The following is a 14,820-nucleotide window of genomic DNA, read 5'->3' as shown; positions in this document are numbered from 1 at the left end:
GTCCCACATCACCCCGACCCCCTGGCCGTCGTACGCCGCCGACCTCGCCCAACAAGCCTCCATCTGGCGAGCCCACGACTGGACCTACTTCCAGTCCTCAGAAATCGACTGGGATGTACAGAAGAACTGGTAGTAGTCATCTACGTATAGCCGCCGCCACGCCTGAGCCCAGCCCCGGCAACCGCGATTCGGCTAGTACTACCCGTTCTTCTGTACACAAGCAGAGGGGCGGACCGCCCCTCACACCGTTAGCAGGTGGCGGTGGGAGCTGCCCAGTCGGCGCGGTCGTTGTAGCCGCCGTCGCCGGCGTCGCCGACGACCAGGTCGAGGACGCGGACTCCGGTGAGGTCTACATCGAACGGCTTCGGGGTGAAGCGGTCGACGAGACCACTGTCGAACAGGACCTTGCCGTCGCCGACGACCTGGAAGGTCGACGTGCCGCCGTCCGGTCCGACGTTGCCGACAACATCGTCGATCCCGACGGTGCCGGTGAGCCGCGAGCACGACTTACCGAGGTAGTAGCGGACGAGCGACGGCGAGGCGACCCCGAGACCGGTCGCGTACGTCGTCCCGGTCAGCTTGATGGGATTCCCGCCACCGACGCTCTCGTCGATCGCCGGGGTCATCCAGCCGCTGGTCGCGGTGATCCACTGATGATGCGACAGCTGCGTGGTGCCCTTCGGCGGGACCGGAGCGACGACCACCGGCGATAGCACGGTCGACTGCTTCTGCACGCCGTACCCGATTGCCTCGTACGACGTTGCCGCCGTCAGGCTCGCGGTTCCGGGCGCAGCGGTCGCGGGCAGCTTAACGGTGAACGCGAAGGTCGCCTGCTTACCGCCAGCAATCAAAGCCGGTGCCTTCGACAACGACTTGACCGTCCAGCCGGTGCCGCCAGCAACGGTTACGACTGGCTTCAGGACCGGAAGCAGGCCATCGTTGCGGACGTTCACCTGCACGGTCAGTTCGTCGCCACCGGCAACGACCGGCGCTGCACCCTCAGGCTGGGTGTCTGTTCCGACCTTGGTGACCTGCGGGATCCCGGCGGTCACGTGTGAGACGCCCGGCAGACCATACGCAGGCGCGACGCGGAAGAGCGCCGTACCGTGGGCAGGCACCGCAGCACTGATGGTGCCCGCGCTCTCGGTCACCTTGTTCGTCCAAGCGTTCTTCAGTGTGAACCGCGCGCCGTTCAGCCCGGCCGCCTTGGCAGTCGTGGTGATCGTCTTGGCGCTGTCGCCACGGTTGAGCAGCACGACAGCCCGGCTGCCGTCGGCCAACCGCTTCACCCATGTCTCCGTCGTACCGGCTGCTCCAACCCGCACCGCCTGTACGGCGGCCTTGTCCTGGTTGATCGCCAGTACGTCGGGATCGGTCAGCATGGAAACCGTGCTGGCGCTGAGCTTCCGTACGTCGCTGCCCACGACCAGCGGAGCAGCGGCCACGGCCCACAGCGTGAGCTGCGAACGGAATTCCTCATCGGACATGCCCAGCTCCGGCGCCAGGTAGTCCGGATCGCTGAACGCGCCCGGCTTCACGACCTCCGGGTGCCGCGCATTCGCGTCGTAGTTCCGCAGTACGTCCTTGAACTTGATGTCGCCCTGGAAGCCGACATCGGTGTAGGTGCGCCAGGACTGCGCGATCCCCGGTGCGTAGGTCCATGAGTTGATCGACTGCTGCGACTCGGGGTAGTTGCCCCAGTCCGGCGAGGTCACCGGGTTGCAGAGGTTGAAGATCATCGGCCGGTGGCTTGCGTTGTTCCGCAAGGCCTGGGCAAACTCGGTGAACACCGTCTTCGGGTCCAGGTTGGCCGCGATGCCACACAGGTAGTCGACCTTAACCGCGTCGAAACCCCAAGCGGCGAACTGGTCCGCGTCCTTCTGGTAGTAGCCGCCTGAGCCGAGGCCGCACTTGCCCGGGATGTACGGACCGGCGTCGGTGTAGATGCCGGCCTTGAGGCCCTTGCTGTGGATGTAGTCGACCAGCGGCTTCAGCCCGTTCGGAAACTTTGCCGGGTTGGCGACCAGGTCACCCGCCGCGCTCCGCGACTGGTCGGCTTGCCAGCCGCCGTCCAGCCAGACGATGTCGTAGCCGGCCTTGGCCAGCCCGCGGCTGACCAGGGAGTCGGCGACCGACTTGATCGAGTCCTCGGTGAAGTCGCCACCGAGGCCGTAGTAGGTGTTCCAGCCCATGTACGGCGTGGGGCTGAGCACCGGGGTTGTGACCTTCGCTGGGGCCTGAGCCGCCACAGCGGGGGTCGTGGCGGTTGCGACCGCGCCCGCCACCAGGGCAGCCGCGATCAACCCACCTAGGAATCGCCTCATCTTTTTTCCCCTTAAAAAGAGCACTGTCGTTGAGCGGAACGGGGGTCAGTCGAGTGCTTCGACGACCAGGCAGAGCGAGTCGGCCAGGCCGTCGAACGCGACACCGACCTGCAGCAGGTAGCTGCCCGGGAGGGTTTCGTTCCCCACCCGGTAGTTCTTCGCCGGATCCAGCCCGGCCAATGGGACCCGTCGTACCCGCGTCGGCAACGTCCCTCGCACGTTACTGTCGCCGGTGTCCCACAGAAACACCACGGACCGGTCGGCGCCGACGTACTGGACTCCGTCTTGCAGTCCGTACGTCGTGCCCTCGACGACCAGGTCGCGAATGTCCTTGTACTGCTCGATGTGCCGGGCAGCAGTCTTCAGCTGGTCGTCGGTCCAGCGCGAGAGATCTGCACCGATCCCCAGTACGCCGGCCATGGCCACATGGAAGCGGAAGTCGAGTGAACGTTCCCGGCCATCGTGGGTGCCCTCGGCGTCGGTCACCCAGGAACTCATCAGGTGCGGAGCGAACCCGGTCCGGAAGCCTCGCTGGATCCTGAGCCGATCCAGCGGAGCCGTGTTGTCACTCGGCCAGAGCGTGTCGACGCGCGCGGCCATCCCGAGGTCGACGCGTGCGCCGCCGCCGGCGCAGCCCTCGACACTGACGTTCGGGTGTTCGATCCGCAGCCGATCGAGGATGTTGTAGAGATTGGTGATGACCTTGCCGTCGAGATCGCGGCGTTGATCACCACTGTCCAGTCGTGGCCGGTTGGCGTCCCACTTGAGATAGCTGATGTCATACGTTGACAACAGTTGATCAAGTGTTGACCACACGAAGGCAGTCACGTCATCACGGCTCAAGTCCAGCAATAGTTGATTCCGGACGAGGACAGGCTCCCGGTCGGGCGTCCGCAGAATCCACTCCGGATGGTCGGCGGCCAACTGCGAGCGCGGGTTGACCGACTCGGGCTCCACCCACAGACCGAAGTCGAGCCCGATCTCCTGGAGCTCCCCGATGAAGCTGCCCAGACCGTTCGGGAACTTGACCGGATCCACCGCCCAGTCGCCGAGACCGCCGGCGTCGTCGGTCCGCCCGGTGAACCAGCCGTCGTCGACCACAAAGGTCTCCACACCGATTCCGGCCGCCCGCCGCGCCAGCTCGAGCTGGTGATCAGCCCGGATGTCGAACTCGGTCGCGAACCACGAGTTGTAGAGCACCTTCGGCGTACGGCGCCTTGACCGTGCGCGCTCGTAGTCGTGGAACACGCGCGCGAGCCCGTCCGCACCTTCCGCGCTACACGCCCCGACCGCCTTGGGCGAAGTCCACGTCTCCCCCGGCGGCAGTTGCAGTCCCTGGCTGGACGAGATCCGCCCAGCCTGAATCCGCACCGTCCCGGTGGTGTCCGCATCTGCGGTCATCTCCCAGGAACCGCTCCAGGCCAGCTGTACGCCGTACGCGAGGTCGCCGTCGATCGCGAGGAAGGGTGAATACGAGTGCCCAGTGATCCCCTGTGCGCTGCCCACCGTGAATCGGCCGCGGTCGAGCGTGATGGAGGACTGCTGGAACTCGCTGTTCCACTCACCCCACAAGTACTTGACCGTGTTGCCCGAAGGCACGGTGAATCCCGCAGAGTCGTGCCGATGCAACGTCAGCGAGTCGGCTCCACCGTTGTGCACTGCAACCCACCGCTCCACCGCGTCACCCTCAAGGCGGTAATGCAATGAGAGGCGGACACCCCGGACGGGGTCGGCGAACACCAACTCCAAACCATCTTCTTCAACTGCCTGTACGAAGACCGGCAGTAGCTCGTCCGACCCGTCTGGTCCGCTCACCACCAGATCGACGGGCGCGGCGTATCTCACTCCCCGCACCGCGTACTCGAGCGGCTCCACGTCGGCGCGCGGAAGGAAGTGTTCGGTTCCTACCGGGGCGACGACTGAGGGTCCGTCGGCAACTGCGTGCGGGCCCCAGGCAATTAATTGGGCCCACTCACCATGCGCCGGGACACCGACGACGTACGAGGTGGTTGCTCCGCGCAACGTCCAGGTCTTCACTTGACGGCTCCGATCGCCAACCCACCGACGAAATGCTTCTGGAACCGGAGGAACACCGCCACCGTCGGGACGGCAGCGATCACGGTACCGGCAGCAATGACGTTCCACGATGACACGAACAACCCCTGCAGACCCAGCAAGGCGGGCGTGACCGGCATCTTCTCGCCGGAGCGGATCACCGTGATCGACCACAACAGGTCGTTGAAGATCCACGTGAACGAGAGTGCACCGAGCGCGGCCATCGCCGGCCGCGTCAACGGCAGGATCACACTCGAGTAGATCCTTCCCGGCCCAGCGCCGTCGATCGTCGCCGCTTCCTGGATCTCCCGCGGCAGATCCCGCATGAATCCATGCAGCACGAACGTGTAGAACCCAAGACCGAACCCGACGTGCACAGCGATCAATGCGATCAATGTGTCGTAGTACCCGATCAACTCAACGAATCGCGAGATCGGGATCAACAGGATCTGCGGCGGCAGCAAGTTGCCCATCAACATCAGCAGCAATACCGTCCGCCGGAACGGGATGTTGTACCGCGCCAACCCGTACGCCGCGATCGACGCCAGCCCAAGACTCAGCAGCACCGCCGGAATCGTCACCAGCAAACTGTTGATCAAGGCACGGAACTCGTCCGCATCTTCCCAAGCCTGCTTGTACGTCGAGAACGTGAACGAATGCGGCAACGACCCCAACCCGTTGGCCGCGACATCGTCGAAGCTCCGGAACGAGATCACGATCACCCACAGGATCGGCGCGATCCACAGGAACGAGACCACGCTCATCGACAGGTGATACCCAGCCGTCCTCAGGCGGTTCACGATTCCTCCTTGAAGGCTCGGATCAGGTAGCCGAGGATCACGGCCAGCGCGAGGATGAAGATGACCACGGCGATCGCGGACGCGTAACCGAGCTGTGTGGACTGGAATGCAGTCGAGTACATGTACGTGCTCAGCAGTTCGGACGAGTGATACGGCCCGCCCTTCGTCATCGACCAGACGATGTCGAACGATCTCAGCGAGTCGATCACGATCACCGACAGCACGACCGAGTTGACGCCCTTCAACTGCGGGATCGTCACGTACAAAGTCCGCTGCCACGCCGAAGCGCCATCAACCTTGGCGGCCTCATACAGCGCTGGGTCAACCGCCTTCAGCCCGGCCAGATACAGCACCATGACATAGCCGATCTGCCGCCATAGCGCCGGCAGAATCACGGCGTACAAGGCAGTATCGGGATCAGCCAGCCACGGCCGGATGAAGTCGCCGAGACCAACCCCGCGGAGGACCGAGTCGACGAGACCGTCCGGCTGGTAGAAGACGCGCCAGATCAGCGCGGTCACCACCAGCGAGAACACGACCGGCGTGAACAGCGCGGCTCGGTAGATCCCGACACCACGACGCTCGCGCTGCAACAGCAACGCCATACCGAATCCGCCGATGACGCTCAGCCCACCGAACAGCACCAGCCAGATCGCCGTGTTCTTCAGTGCGGTCTTGAAGATCGGGTCCGAGACCATGTCCTTGAAGTTGCCGAGGCCAACAAACGTCGGCGCCGACAACCCGTCCCACTTGGTCAACGCCAACCAGAACCCCTGCATTGCAGGCCAGAAAACCCACACCGCTTCCACCACGAACGGCACGAACACGAATGCCAGGATGAGCGGCGAGACCTTCCACGCCCTCTTCGTACGGCGATCGCCACCCCCGCCGGCCTGGTGAGCAGCCCGGTCGGAGGTGGTCACCGCTTCTGCCACAGTCACGCGTTGAAGACCTTTTCGGCCGCTGCCTGCCAGTCCTTGAGGATCTTGTCGATCTGGTCCGGCTTGTCCAGGAACTTGGTGAGCGCAGCATCCGCGGTCGGCTGCAACGCGTCGCTCGAGTCGCGGTTGAAGAACTGGGTGAGCTCGGCGGCGCTCTCGATCATCGCCTTGCCCTTCTGCACCAGCGGGGTGTCCGCGGACTTACCGTCCGGGTTGGCCGGGATCGCCGTGCCGGAGGAGCTTTGGACGTAGATCTCCTGCGCCTCGGCCGTGGCCAGCCAGGTCATGAACTTCTTCACGCCCTCGGGGTCCTTGGCCTTCTTCGAGGCGAAGTAGCCGTCGGTCGGGGCCTCTTCGGCGACCGGCACCGCCGGGTCGATGATCGGGAACTGGAAGAAGTCGATGTCGTCCAGGGCGTCCTTCGGGGCGGAGTCCGCGAAGAAGGTGCCGATCAGGAACATGCCGGTCTTGCCGCCGAGCAGCGCGGAGGTCGCCTCCTGGAAGGGGAACGACTTGCCCTTCGGGTCGAAGTACGGCAGCGCTTCCTGCCACTTGGTGAAGACGGCCTTGACCTTCGGGTCGTCGAAGCGGCCACGGCCGGCCAGCAGATCGCGGTGGAACGGCGCGCCGTTGATCCGGATGTTCAGGTAGTCGAACCAGGCCGAGGCCACCCACGGGGTGTCGCCGAGACCGATACCGATCGGCGGAACGCCCTTGCTCTGAATGGTTTTGCAGACCGCGAGGAACTCGTCCCAGGTCTTCGGTGGGGTAACGCCCCACTTCGCGAAGTTCGACTTGCGGTAGAACATGCCCCACCAGTAGTAGCTGGTCGGCACGAAGATCTTCTCGCCGGTACTGCTGGTCGAGAGCGTCTGCATCGCCTTCGGATAGTTGCCCAGCCCCTCCCAAACGCTTGACACGTCGAGCAGAAGCCCTTTCTTCGCATACGAGTCCGCGACCGAACCGGCGTACCAGGTGTAGACGTCCGGCGGGTTCGCAGACGTCAGGTACGTCGGGAGCTGGGTCCGGTAGATCTCGGACGCAACGGTGTTGAGTTTGACCTGGGCGCCGCCGGTTTTGTTGTAGGCGGCAACAAGTTTCTCCATCGCCCCCTTGGCCTGCACGGCCGACAGGTTGGACTGCAGCGAGAGCTCACCAGTTGCCCGCTGCTCGCGCCGCCGCTGCCCGGACTCGACGCGGTCGTTGCGCATCCGGGGATCAGAGTGGCCGCGCCGAGCAGCCCGAGTCCCTTGAGGAAAGTACGTCGATCTGCTGCCAGACCCGTCATGCCTGAACTCCTGAGATCTGCTCGGCCGGCGTGCCAGTCGAGGGAGTGGTGTGTTGCCGACGATCTTGCGGCGAGCGATCGCAGGTGTCAATATTAATTCGTAAATTACGAGGAAATAGCTTGACGTGATCGGCTGACCACGATCAACTGATGCCTCGTTCATCGTTGGAACGTGCCTGCCCGCATGCTTGGGTGGGGACGGGCGTGTGGAGGAGGTACGGCGTGCGGCTGGCTGGGCGGGTGATCGTGGTGACCGGAGCCGCGTCGGGAATCGGCGCGGCGTGCGCCGCGCGTGCCCTCACCGAGGGCGCGTCGGTGGTGCAGGTGGACATCCACCCGTCCACGGAAGTGCCTGGCAAAGCACTCAGCGTGGTCGGCGACGTGACCTCCCCGGACACCTGGGCGGAGGTTGTATCGCGCGGTCGCGACCAGCTCGGGCCGATCGATGGATTCATCAGCAACGCCTACGTCTCCGACGTGCGGCCAGCACACGAGATGACACCAGCGTCCTGGCAGCGACAGCTCGACGTGAACCTCACCGCGTCGTTCCTCGGATTTCGAGCCCTGTACGACGACTTGGCCGCGCGCGAAGGTTCCGTCGTACTGGTGTCGTCGGTGCACGCGCTGGCCGGCATCCCGGGGCATGCTGCCTACGCGGCAAGCAAGGGCGCGTTGGTGGCGCTGGCCCGGCAGTTGGGCGTTGAGTACGGCGGTTCGATTCGGGTGAACTCGGTGTTGCCGGGGCCGATCAAGACCGCGGCGTGGGATCGGTACGGTCCGGAGGATCTCGAGCGCAGCGCGCGGGCGACCGCGGCCGGGCGGCTCGGGCAGCCCGACGAAGTGGCTCAGGTGGTTGCGTTCCTGCTGTCGGCGGAGGCGTCGTACGTCACCGCTACGAGCATTGTGGTCGACGGCGGCTGGTCCGCTGCGAAGGATTCGGCATGAGGGAGAGTTCTGTGGCGGGCATACAACGGGGACTCCACGGTCAGATTGTGGAGGTGATGGCGCAGCGCATCTTGTCGGGGACGATTCCCGAGGGCGCGACCATCAATGTGCCCGATCTGCAGGCCGATCTGGGCGTCAGTCTGACGGCGGTCCGCGAGGCGCTGAAGGTGCTGACGGCCAAGGGTTTGGTCGATGCGCGGCAGAAGCGCGGGACCTTCGTGCGGCCGCGGACGGACTGGAACCTGCTCGACCCCGACATGATCCGGTGGCACTTCAGCGACTCCGATGTTCGGCCCGAGCTGCTGGAGGAGCTGCACGAAGTCCGCGGCATCGTCGAGCCGGCTGCTGCCCGGCTGGCCGCCGTACGGGCTCAGGATTCGCACCTGGAGGCGCTGGACATCGCGATGGCGGCGATGGAGTCGGCCACCGACGACCTCGCCGCCGTGGCCGCGGACCTCGCCTTCCACCGAGCGTTGCTGGCGGCAACCGGTAATGAGCTGCTGACCAAGATGGAAGTGATCATGGAGACGGGCCTCGCCGATCGAGATCGCCTTGTGCACAAGGTGAAACCGTCCGACGATCCGGTACCGAGCCACCGCCGTGTCCTGGAAGCGATCCGCGCTCACGACCCGGTCGCGGCCGAGCAGGCGATGAAGGAACTGCTGGCCAAGGCCGCCGAGGACCTGCACGAGGTGCGCGGCGCATGAAGATTGAACGCATCGAGACGTTTCTGGTCCCACCGCGCTGGCTGTTCTGCCGGATCGAGACCAGCGACGGCGTCATCGGCTGGGGTGAACCGGTGGTCGAGGGCCGCGCGGAGGTCGTGCGGACGGCGATCGACGTACTGGCTGAGTACTTGATCGGGCAGGACCCGCTGCAGATCGAGCGGCACTGGCAGATCCTCACCAAGGGCGGCTTCTATCGCGGCGGCCCTGTACTTTCTTCTGCTGTTGCCGGACTTGACCACGCGCTGTGGGACATCGCCGGCAAGGTGTACGGCGCTCCTGTGTCGTCCCTGCTAGGCGGTCGGGTCCGCGATCGGGCGCGCGTCTATGCGTGGGTCGGCGGCGATGAGCCCGCTGCCGTTGCGGATCAGGTGGCTGAGCAGGTCGCCGCCGGGATGACCGCGGTCAAGATGAACGGCAGCGGCCGGATCTTGCCGTCCCCATCAGTTGCCGAGATCAACGATATTGTCGCGCGGCTCGCTGCAGCCCGCTCGGCGCTGGGCGACAGCCGAGACGTAGCCATCGACCTCCACGGCCGCGTCGGCGTCGCCGGCGCCCGTCGCATTCTGCACGCTGTCGAGGACTTGCACCCGATGTTCGTCGAAGAGCCCGTGTTGCCGGAGCACATGCTGCACCTGGCTGATGTGGTCAGCAGTTCAACCGTGCCGGTCGCATTGGGCGAGCGCCTCTACCACCGCTCCGAATTCGTCGCGCCACTGAACGCAGGCATCGCCGTGGTCCAGCCAGATGTGTCCCACGCAGGCGGCATCTCCGAACTCCGCCGCATCGCTTCCCTGGCCGATACCCACGGCGCCATGCTCGCCCCGCACTGTCCCCTGGGTCCGATCTCGCTGGCCGCCAGCCTTCAGGTCTCCTTCGCGACCCCCAACTTCCTCATCCAGGAACAGTCGCGGGGAATCCACTACAACGCCACCAACGACCTCACGTCGTACGTCGTCGACCCGACTCCCTTCACCTGGGTCAACGGGCACGCCGAATACAACCCGCTGCCTGGCCTCGGCATCACCGTCGACGAGGCCGCAGTGCGAGCCGCCGACCAGAACGGCCACGCCTGGCGTAACCCTGTCTGGACACAAGAAGACGGCACCTTCGCCGAATGGTGATCATCGACTCCGCCGACGGCGGGAGGTGGACCTCACTCCACCTCGCCGGGCGGGAGTGGTTGTGGGCCGGTCCTGGTCTGCTCGACGGACCTCGTACCGGCCACACCACTTTCACGGACGCGGGCGGGGTGGACGAGTGCTTCCCGACCGTCCGCGGGACGCCTGATCACGGCGGGCTGTGGAACCAGCCGTGGTCGGATTCAGTCACGTATGACGGGACTGTGTTGACCCGCAGGTTCACGACCGGCACCGACAGCGTCACGGTGGATTGCCACCTGACTGCACCGCCCGGCTACCGGTTCACCTGGGCGGCGCATGCGTTGCTGGGCTGTGAGGTTGGGGCAACGATCTCCGCCGAGCCGAGCGAGTGCCGCCTCTACCCCGAGGCCGGGCCTTTCCTCGACAGTTGGCCGTCTGAAGCGCCCTGGGTTGCGACGAATTGGCCGACGCTCGGCCTCGACACCTACGGACCAACAGACGGTACGGCGGTTGGCGCGGTGCTGACCGATTGCCCGACCGCCCGCATTCGCGACCGCGGATCCGAGCTCACGATGACGCTTGCGTGCCCTGGGCAACCAGTTTCCACGGCGCTCTGGCGGAACCAGGGCGGCTTTCCGGACGAGGCGCCGTACCGGAGTTTGGGGGTTGAACCCATGCTCGGCCGCGTCTTCGACCTGGCCGAAGCAGGCCCCGGCGACGCGGCCGTCGTACCGGCAACCGGCGAGCTGGCCTGGCGGCTGACGATCACCGCCAGGCCACTCTGATGTCAGCCGAGCGGCAGGTCCAGTACGACGTTCGGCACCGTCGTGCTGTTGCTCGTGCGGATGCTGCCGATCTCGGCCGCGGTCAGCGCCCGCTTGTAGAGGCGGACCTCATCCATCGAGCCGTCGAAGTGATGCGCACCGTCGATCCGCTGCCCGACGAACATCTTGAACGGACGACCGGGACTGACCGAACCGCTGGGCGAGGCAACGGACGCGACCTGCACACCGTCGACCCAGATCGCCAACGTCGCGGCCTTCCGTTGCAGAGCAACGTGGTGCCAGGCGTTGTCGTTGTACGCCTTGGTCGTCGCCACGACAGCAGTGTTCCCACCCGTGGTGATCAGCCCACGGATCCGGCTGTCGCCTGGCTCGGCCCGCAGCCAGAACTGCGAGTACTCGTTGATGTTGTAGCCCCAGAAGATCGCGTGGTTCCCCGTAGTGGCGCCGTACTTGACCCACGCCATCGCGGTGAAGTCACCGGCACCGACCGCCAGCGATTCGGCGAACGGCAACTGGATCGCGTCATCGACCCCGTCGAGGTCCCGCGCCTGACCGAACTTGCCCGCGACCGACGTCGTACCGCCGCGCAGGTAGCTGTTGTTGCCGAGCCCGGACACATCCGGAGTCGTCGTACCGAGGGGAGCATCCGGGTGCCCGATGTCGTTCTCGGTGAACCGTGCGAACCGGATCTGGTCGCGCGCATCAACGGTCCCGGCCTCCCACAGCAGCCCGATCTCGCCGGTATCGAGGATCGCCAGATCCGAGTAGCCGGACCAGTCGCTGGTGATTCGGGTGCCGTCGGCAACGGACTGCCAGGTCTTCCCCTCGTCGAAGCTCGACCGGATCGTCATGTAGCGGCGCCGCTCCGGATCCGCCGGCCCCGCCATCAGGATCCGGTTGTACTTGGCTCCCTCATCGACCGCCCGCAGCCGCTGCAGCGAGGTCTGAACCGTCGGCGTCACCAACCCGTCGACAGTCTTGTACGGCGCCGTGTAGGTCTGCCCGCCGTCGTTGCTGACCGCGGTCATCCGGTTGACGCCCGGGCCGCCGGCGTTGTTACGCGCCATCGCCAGGATGCCGCCGTCGACCTTCTCCACGACGCTGATCTCCTGCGGTACCTGATCGTCGGTCCGCAGGTCGGTCGCGCCCTTGTGCCACGTCTCGCCCTTGTCGTCGCTGTAGACGAGCTGAGCCGCATCCTTCGTCGCAGCGCCGGTGCCGACGTCGTAGTTGGTCCCCGCGACCATCCGGCCCGCATGCGCGCCGCGCGTCAACTGGATGCCGTGCATCGGCCCGGTCGCGTACCAACCCCAGTCCGGATCGTCGATCTGAGCCCCGATGTTCTTGGCCGTGCTCCAGGTGTGCCCGTCGTCGACACTGCTCTGCACGTACGGCGTCCGCGGGCGGTCCGTCGTCGTACCAGGGTCCATCGTGGTCAGCAGCACGATCTTGCCGGTCTCCTGATCGACGATCGGCACCGGGTTGCCGCGGGTGGCGACCGCGTTCGGATTGGCGTCCGTCCCGGACAGTACGGTCTTGGCCTCCGACCAGGTCCGGCCGTCGTCGTCGGACCGCTTGACCACGAGGTCGATCTCCTGCGAGTCGGAGCACCAGGTGCGCCTGGCCTCGGCGAACGCGAGCAGTGCACCCGTCTTCGTCTTGACTATGGCGGGGATGCGATAACAGCCGTAACCGGCATCCCCCTTGTTGAACAGCACCGTCTGCGTGATCGCGGCAGGCTGGTTGTCGGCCTCGGCGTACATCGGCACGGTCGGCAGCAGCAGACCGAGCGCAATGAGGAGTGGAAGGCGTTTGGGCATGGGCGGATGCCTCCAAATGAACGGAAAGTAAACAACCCCAAGGGTTGCTCTCGCAGTAATTTAGCTTCTTTCTGCCGTCCGAACCAGAGCACATCAGACGTCCTATGTCTCCAGGAGTCCCCATGGACCTGCTAGCCGAACTCCGTACCCGCAAAATCCTCGCGATCATCCGCGCCGATTCCGCCGAGCGTGCCGTCGCCTGCGTCGACACCCTCGTCGCCGCCGGCATCACCGCCCTCGAGATCTCCCTGACCACCCCCGGTGCCGTCGAGGCCATCGCCCAGGTCCGCGACGCCCACGACCCCAGCATCCTGATCGGCGCCGGCACCGTCCTCACGGTTGGTCAGGCCGACGAGGTAGCCGCCGCAGGCGCCACCTTCGTCGTCACCCCCGCCATCACCCAAGGCGCCCACCGGGCCGTCACCCTGGGCCTCCCGCTGCTCTGCGGAGCCCTCACGCCCACCGAGGTAGTGGCCGCCCTCGACCTCGGCGCCACCGCCATCAAGATCTTTCCCGCCAAAGTCCACGGCCCGTCGTACCTTCGCGAACTGGCGGCCCCCCTGCCCCACGCCCCCTTGATCGCCGTAGGCGGCGTGGACGCCAATACCGCGCCGGAGTACCTCGCCGCCGGAGCCGTAGCCGTAGGAGTCGGCTCCCCCCTCCTGGGAGACGCCGGCACCGGCGGCTCCCTAGAAGCCCTAACCACCCGAGCCCACACCTTCCGCACCACCCTCAACGTCTAACCCTTGTGCACCAACCCCATCTTTGAGTACCCACCAGCCATTTCCGGACCGCCAAAACGACTGGTGGATACCCAAAGAAGCTCCTCGTGCACAAAGACACGACGACCTGTCCACGGCAATCGGCCTACCCTCGGAGCACTGTGATGACCGACCTGCTCACCATCGGCGAGACGATGGTCTCCTTGCGCACCCCACGTGCCATGCGTCTTGGTGGCGAAGCGCATCTGTCCATCGCCGGCTCCGAGACGAACGTCGCGATCGGGCTGGCGCGGCTCGGCCACACCGCCACCTGGTTAGGTGCTGTAGGCAACGATGAACCCGGCCGGCTGATCGAGCGCACGCTCAGAGCCGAAGCCATCGGCACAGCTTGGATCCGCTTCTCCGACACGGACTTCACCGGGTTCATCGCGTTCGACCAGCCGTCGCACGACATCACCCGCGTCAGCTACCACCGCCGCGGTTCCGCCGGCTCCACCCTCACCGTTGACGAATGCCTCGCAGGACTGGAGGCAGTCCAACCACGTCTCCTCCACGTCACCGGCATCACCCCCGCGCTCTCAGACACCGCCCGCGCCGCCGTACTGGCGACAGTGCGAGTCGCTGCAGCGAACGGCGTACAGGTCTCCCTGGATGTGAATTACCGAGCCCGCCTGTGGTCTCGCGAGGACGCAACCGCCCTCCGCGAACTCCTCCCCCACATCCACACCGTCTTCGCCTCAGACGACGAGCTAGACCTCCTCACCAACGCCACAGACCCCGTCGCCGACCTCCTCACCACCGCCACCGAGGTAGTAGTCACTGCCGGCAGCAAAGGCGCCTGGTCCCACACGACAACCGGTACCCGCCACAGCCCGGCTCTCCCCGTCACTGTCGTCGACAGCATCGGCGCCGGCGACGCGTTCGTCTCCGGCTACCTCTCCGGCACCCTCGACGACCTGTCCTCCCAGGACCGCCTCACCCGAGCCACCACCTCAGGCGCCTTCTGCGTCACCGCCCTCGGCGACTGGGAATCCCTCCCCACCCGCCAAGACCTGACCCTCCTGACCCACACCCAAGGCACCGCCCTCCGCTAGTACTCGGAGCCCCGCCGGAACGCCGCGCGCACCGCTACCGCAAATCCCATGTCTCCACGGTATCGGCGAAGGCGGCGAACGTTGCGGCCCTGGGCGGCGCCACCTGCGTCATCAGTACGGCGCCGAACCCGGACTCGGGATACGAGTACCAGAGCGTCCCGAGCCCACCGGCCCATCCGTACCGAGCCGGTCCCCCACGAACCTGCACGCCGTACCCC

12 protein-coding genes and 1 pseudogene are annotated in these 14,820 nt (G+C 65.9%); 6 read left to right on the top strand and 7 right to left on the bottom strand.

Annotation, left to right across the window (positions count from 1 at the left end; genetic code table 11):
- Positions 1–248: 248 nt before the first annotated feature.
- The 5 genes from E1263_RS38205 to E1263_RS38185 are packed head-to-tail and all read right to left on the bottom strand — an operon-like array spanning position 249 to position 7,331.
- Positions 249–2,324 (bottom strand): NPCBM/NEW2 domain-containing protein, encoded by a 2,076-nt coding sequence (locus E1263_RS38205; RefSeq protein ID WP_132176606.1) that lies wholly within the window; start codon positions 2,322–2,324, stop codon positions 249–251.
- Between the two features lie 45 nt (positions 2,325–2,369).
- Positions 2,370–4,361 carry an alpha-galactosidase gene (locus E1263_RS38200; RefSeq protein ID WP_132176604.1) on the bottom strand — a complete coding sequence of 664 codons (1,992 nt, stop codon included), beginning with the start codon at positions 4,359–4,361 and terminating at the stop codon, positions 2,370–2,372.
- A complete protein-coding gene (locus E1263_RS38195; RefSeq protein ID WP_238161944.1) occupies positions 4,358–5,179 on the bottom strand; it encodes a carbohydrate ABC transporter permease in 822 nt (273 codons plus the stop codon). The genes E1263_RS38200 and E1263_RS38195 overlap by 4 nt, the downstream gene beginning before the upstream one ends.
- Positions 5,176–6,120, bottom strand: coding sequence for a carbohydrate ABC transporter permease (locus tag E1263_RS38190; RefSeq protein WP_238161942.1), 945 nt, complete (start codon positions 6,118–6,120; stop codon positions 5,176–5,178). Before E1263_RS38190 ends, E1263_RS38195 begins: the two co-directional genes overlap by 4 nt.
- Entirely contained in the window at positions 6,117–7,331 is a 1,215-nt protein-coding gene (locus E1263_RS38185; protein ID WP_202869253.1) for an ABC transporter substrate-binding protein, read from the bottom strand. Before E1263_RS38185 ends, E1263_RS38190 begins: the two co-directional genes overlap by 4 nt.
- A 299-nt stretch (positions 7,332–7,630) precedes the next feature.
- Between E1263_RS38185 and E1263_RS38180 the strand changes: the two genes are divergently transcribed.
- From E1263_RS38180 to E1263_RS38165, 4 genes are read left to right on the top strand one after another with little or no spacing between them, the layout of a single operon-like run.
- Positions 7,631–8,353, top strand: coding sequence for an SDR family NAD(P)-dependent oxidoreductase (locus E1263_RS38180; protein ID WP_202869252.1), 723 nt, complete (start codon positions 7,631–7,633; stop codon positions 8,351–8,353).
- A complete protein-coding gene (locus E1263_RS38175; protein ID WP_132176600.1) occupies positions 8,350–9,060 on the top strand; it encodes a FadR/GntR family transcriptional regulator in 711 nt (236 codons plus the stop codon). The genes E1263_RS38180 and E1263_RS38175 overlap by 4 nt, the downstream gene beginning before the upstream one ends.
- A complete protein-coding gene (gene dgoD, locus E1263_RS38170) occupies positions 9,057–10,202 on the top strand; it encodes a galactonate dehydratase (RefSeq protein ID WP_132176598.1) in 1,146 nt (381 codons plus the stop codon). The genes E1263_RS38175 and dgoD overlap by 4 nt, the downstream gene beginning before the upstream one ends.
- Entirely contained in the window at positions 10,196–10,966 is a 771-nt protein-coding gene (locus E1263_RS38165) for a hypothetical protein (protein ID WP_132176595.1), read from the top strand. Before dgoD ends, E1263_RS38165 begins: the two co-directional genes overlap by 7 nt.
- A gap of 2 nt (positions 10,967–10,968) precedes the next feature.
- On the opposite strand, the gene E1263_RS38160 is transcribed toward E1263_RS38165, so the two are convergent.
- The gene (locus E1263_RS38160) at positions 10,969–12,786 is read right to left on the bottom strand and encodes a sialidase family protein (protein ID WP_132176593.1); all 1,818 of its coding nucleotides are present in this window, start codon (positions 12,784–12,786) and stop codon (positions 10,969–10,971) included.
- A gap of 122 nt (positions 12,787–12,908) precedes the next feature.
- Here E1263_RS38160 and E1263_RS38155 point away from each other — a divergent pair, with 122 nt between their 5' ends.
- Entirely contained in the window at positions 12,909–13,529 is a 621-nt protein-coding gene (locus E1263_RS38155) for a bifunctional 4-hydroxy-2-oxoglutarate aldolase/2-dehydro-3-deoxy-phosphogluconate aldolase (RefSeq protein ID WP_132176591.1), read from the top strand.
- 143 nt (positions 13,530–13,672) lie between these two features.
- Positions 13,673–14,602 carry a sugar kinase gene (locus E1263_RS38150; RefSeq protein ID WP_132176589.1) on the top strand — a complete coding sequence of 310 codons (930 nt, stop codon included), beginning with the start codon at positions 13,673–13,675 and terminating at the stop codon, positions 14,600–14,602.
- A gap of 34 nt (positions 14,603–14,636) precedes the next feature.
- Here the strand turns inward: E1263_RS38150 and E1263_RS43005 are convergent.
- Positions 14,637–14,820, bottom strand: a pseudogene (locus E1263_RS43005) (hypothetical protein); the annotation flags it as partial.

Origin of the sequence: Kribbella antibiotica (genome assembly GCF_004349055.1) — a bacterium.
Lineage (GTDB): Bacteria > Actinomycetota > Actinomycetes > Propionibacteriales > Kribbellaceae > Kribbella > Kribbella antibiotica.
The sequence above is the reverse complement of the archived record's forward strand: the minus strand, read 5'-3'. Positions and strand labels throughout refer to the sequence as shown.

Excerpts from the sequence above, each read along its gene's own strand:
- E1263_RS38205 (WP_132176606.1), bottom strand. The coding sequence starts at position 2,324 with ATGAGGCGATTCCTAGGTGGGTTGATCGCGGCTGCCCTGGTGGCGGGC.
- E1263_RS38185 (WP_202869253.1), bottom strand. The coding sequence starts at position 7,331 with ATGCGCAACGACCGCGTCGAGTCCGGGCAGCGGCGGCGCGAGCAGCGG.
- E1263_RS38175 (WP_132176600.1), top strand. The coding sequence starts at position 8,350 with ATGAGGGAGAGTTCTGTGGCGGGCATACAACGGGGACTCCACGGTCAG.
- dgoD (WP_132176598.1), top strand. The coding sequence starts at position 9,057 with ATGAAGATTGAACGCATCGAGACGTTTCTGGTCCCACCGCGCTGGCTG.
- E1263_RS38165 (WP_132176595.1), top strand. The coding sequence starts at position 10,196 with ATGGTGATCATCGACTCCGCCGACGGCGGGAGGTGGACCTCACTCCAC.
- E1263_RS38160 (WP_132176593.1), bottom strand. The coding sequence starts at position 12,786 with ATGCCCAAACGCCTTCCACTCCTCATTGCGCTCGGTCTGCTGCTGCCG.
- E1263_RS38155 (WP_132176591.1), top strand. The coding sequence starts at position 12,909 with ATGGACCTGCTAGCCGAACTCCGTACCCGCAAAATCCTCGCGATCATC.
- E1263_RS38150 (WP_132176589.1), top strand. The coding sequence starts at position 13,673 with ATGACCGACCTGCTCACCATCGGCGAGACGATGGTCTCCTTGCGCACC.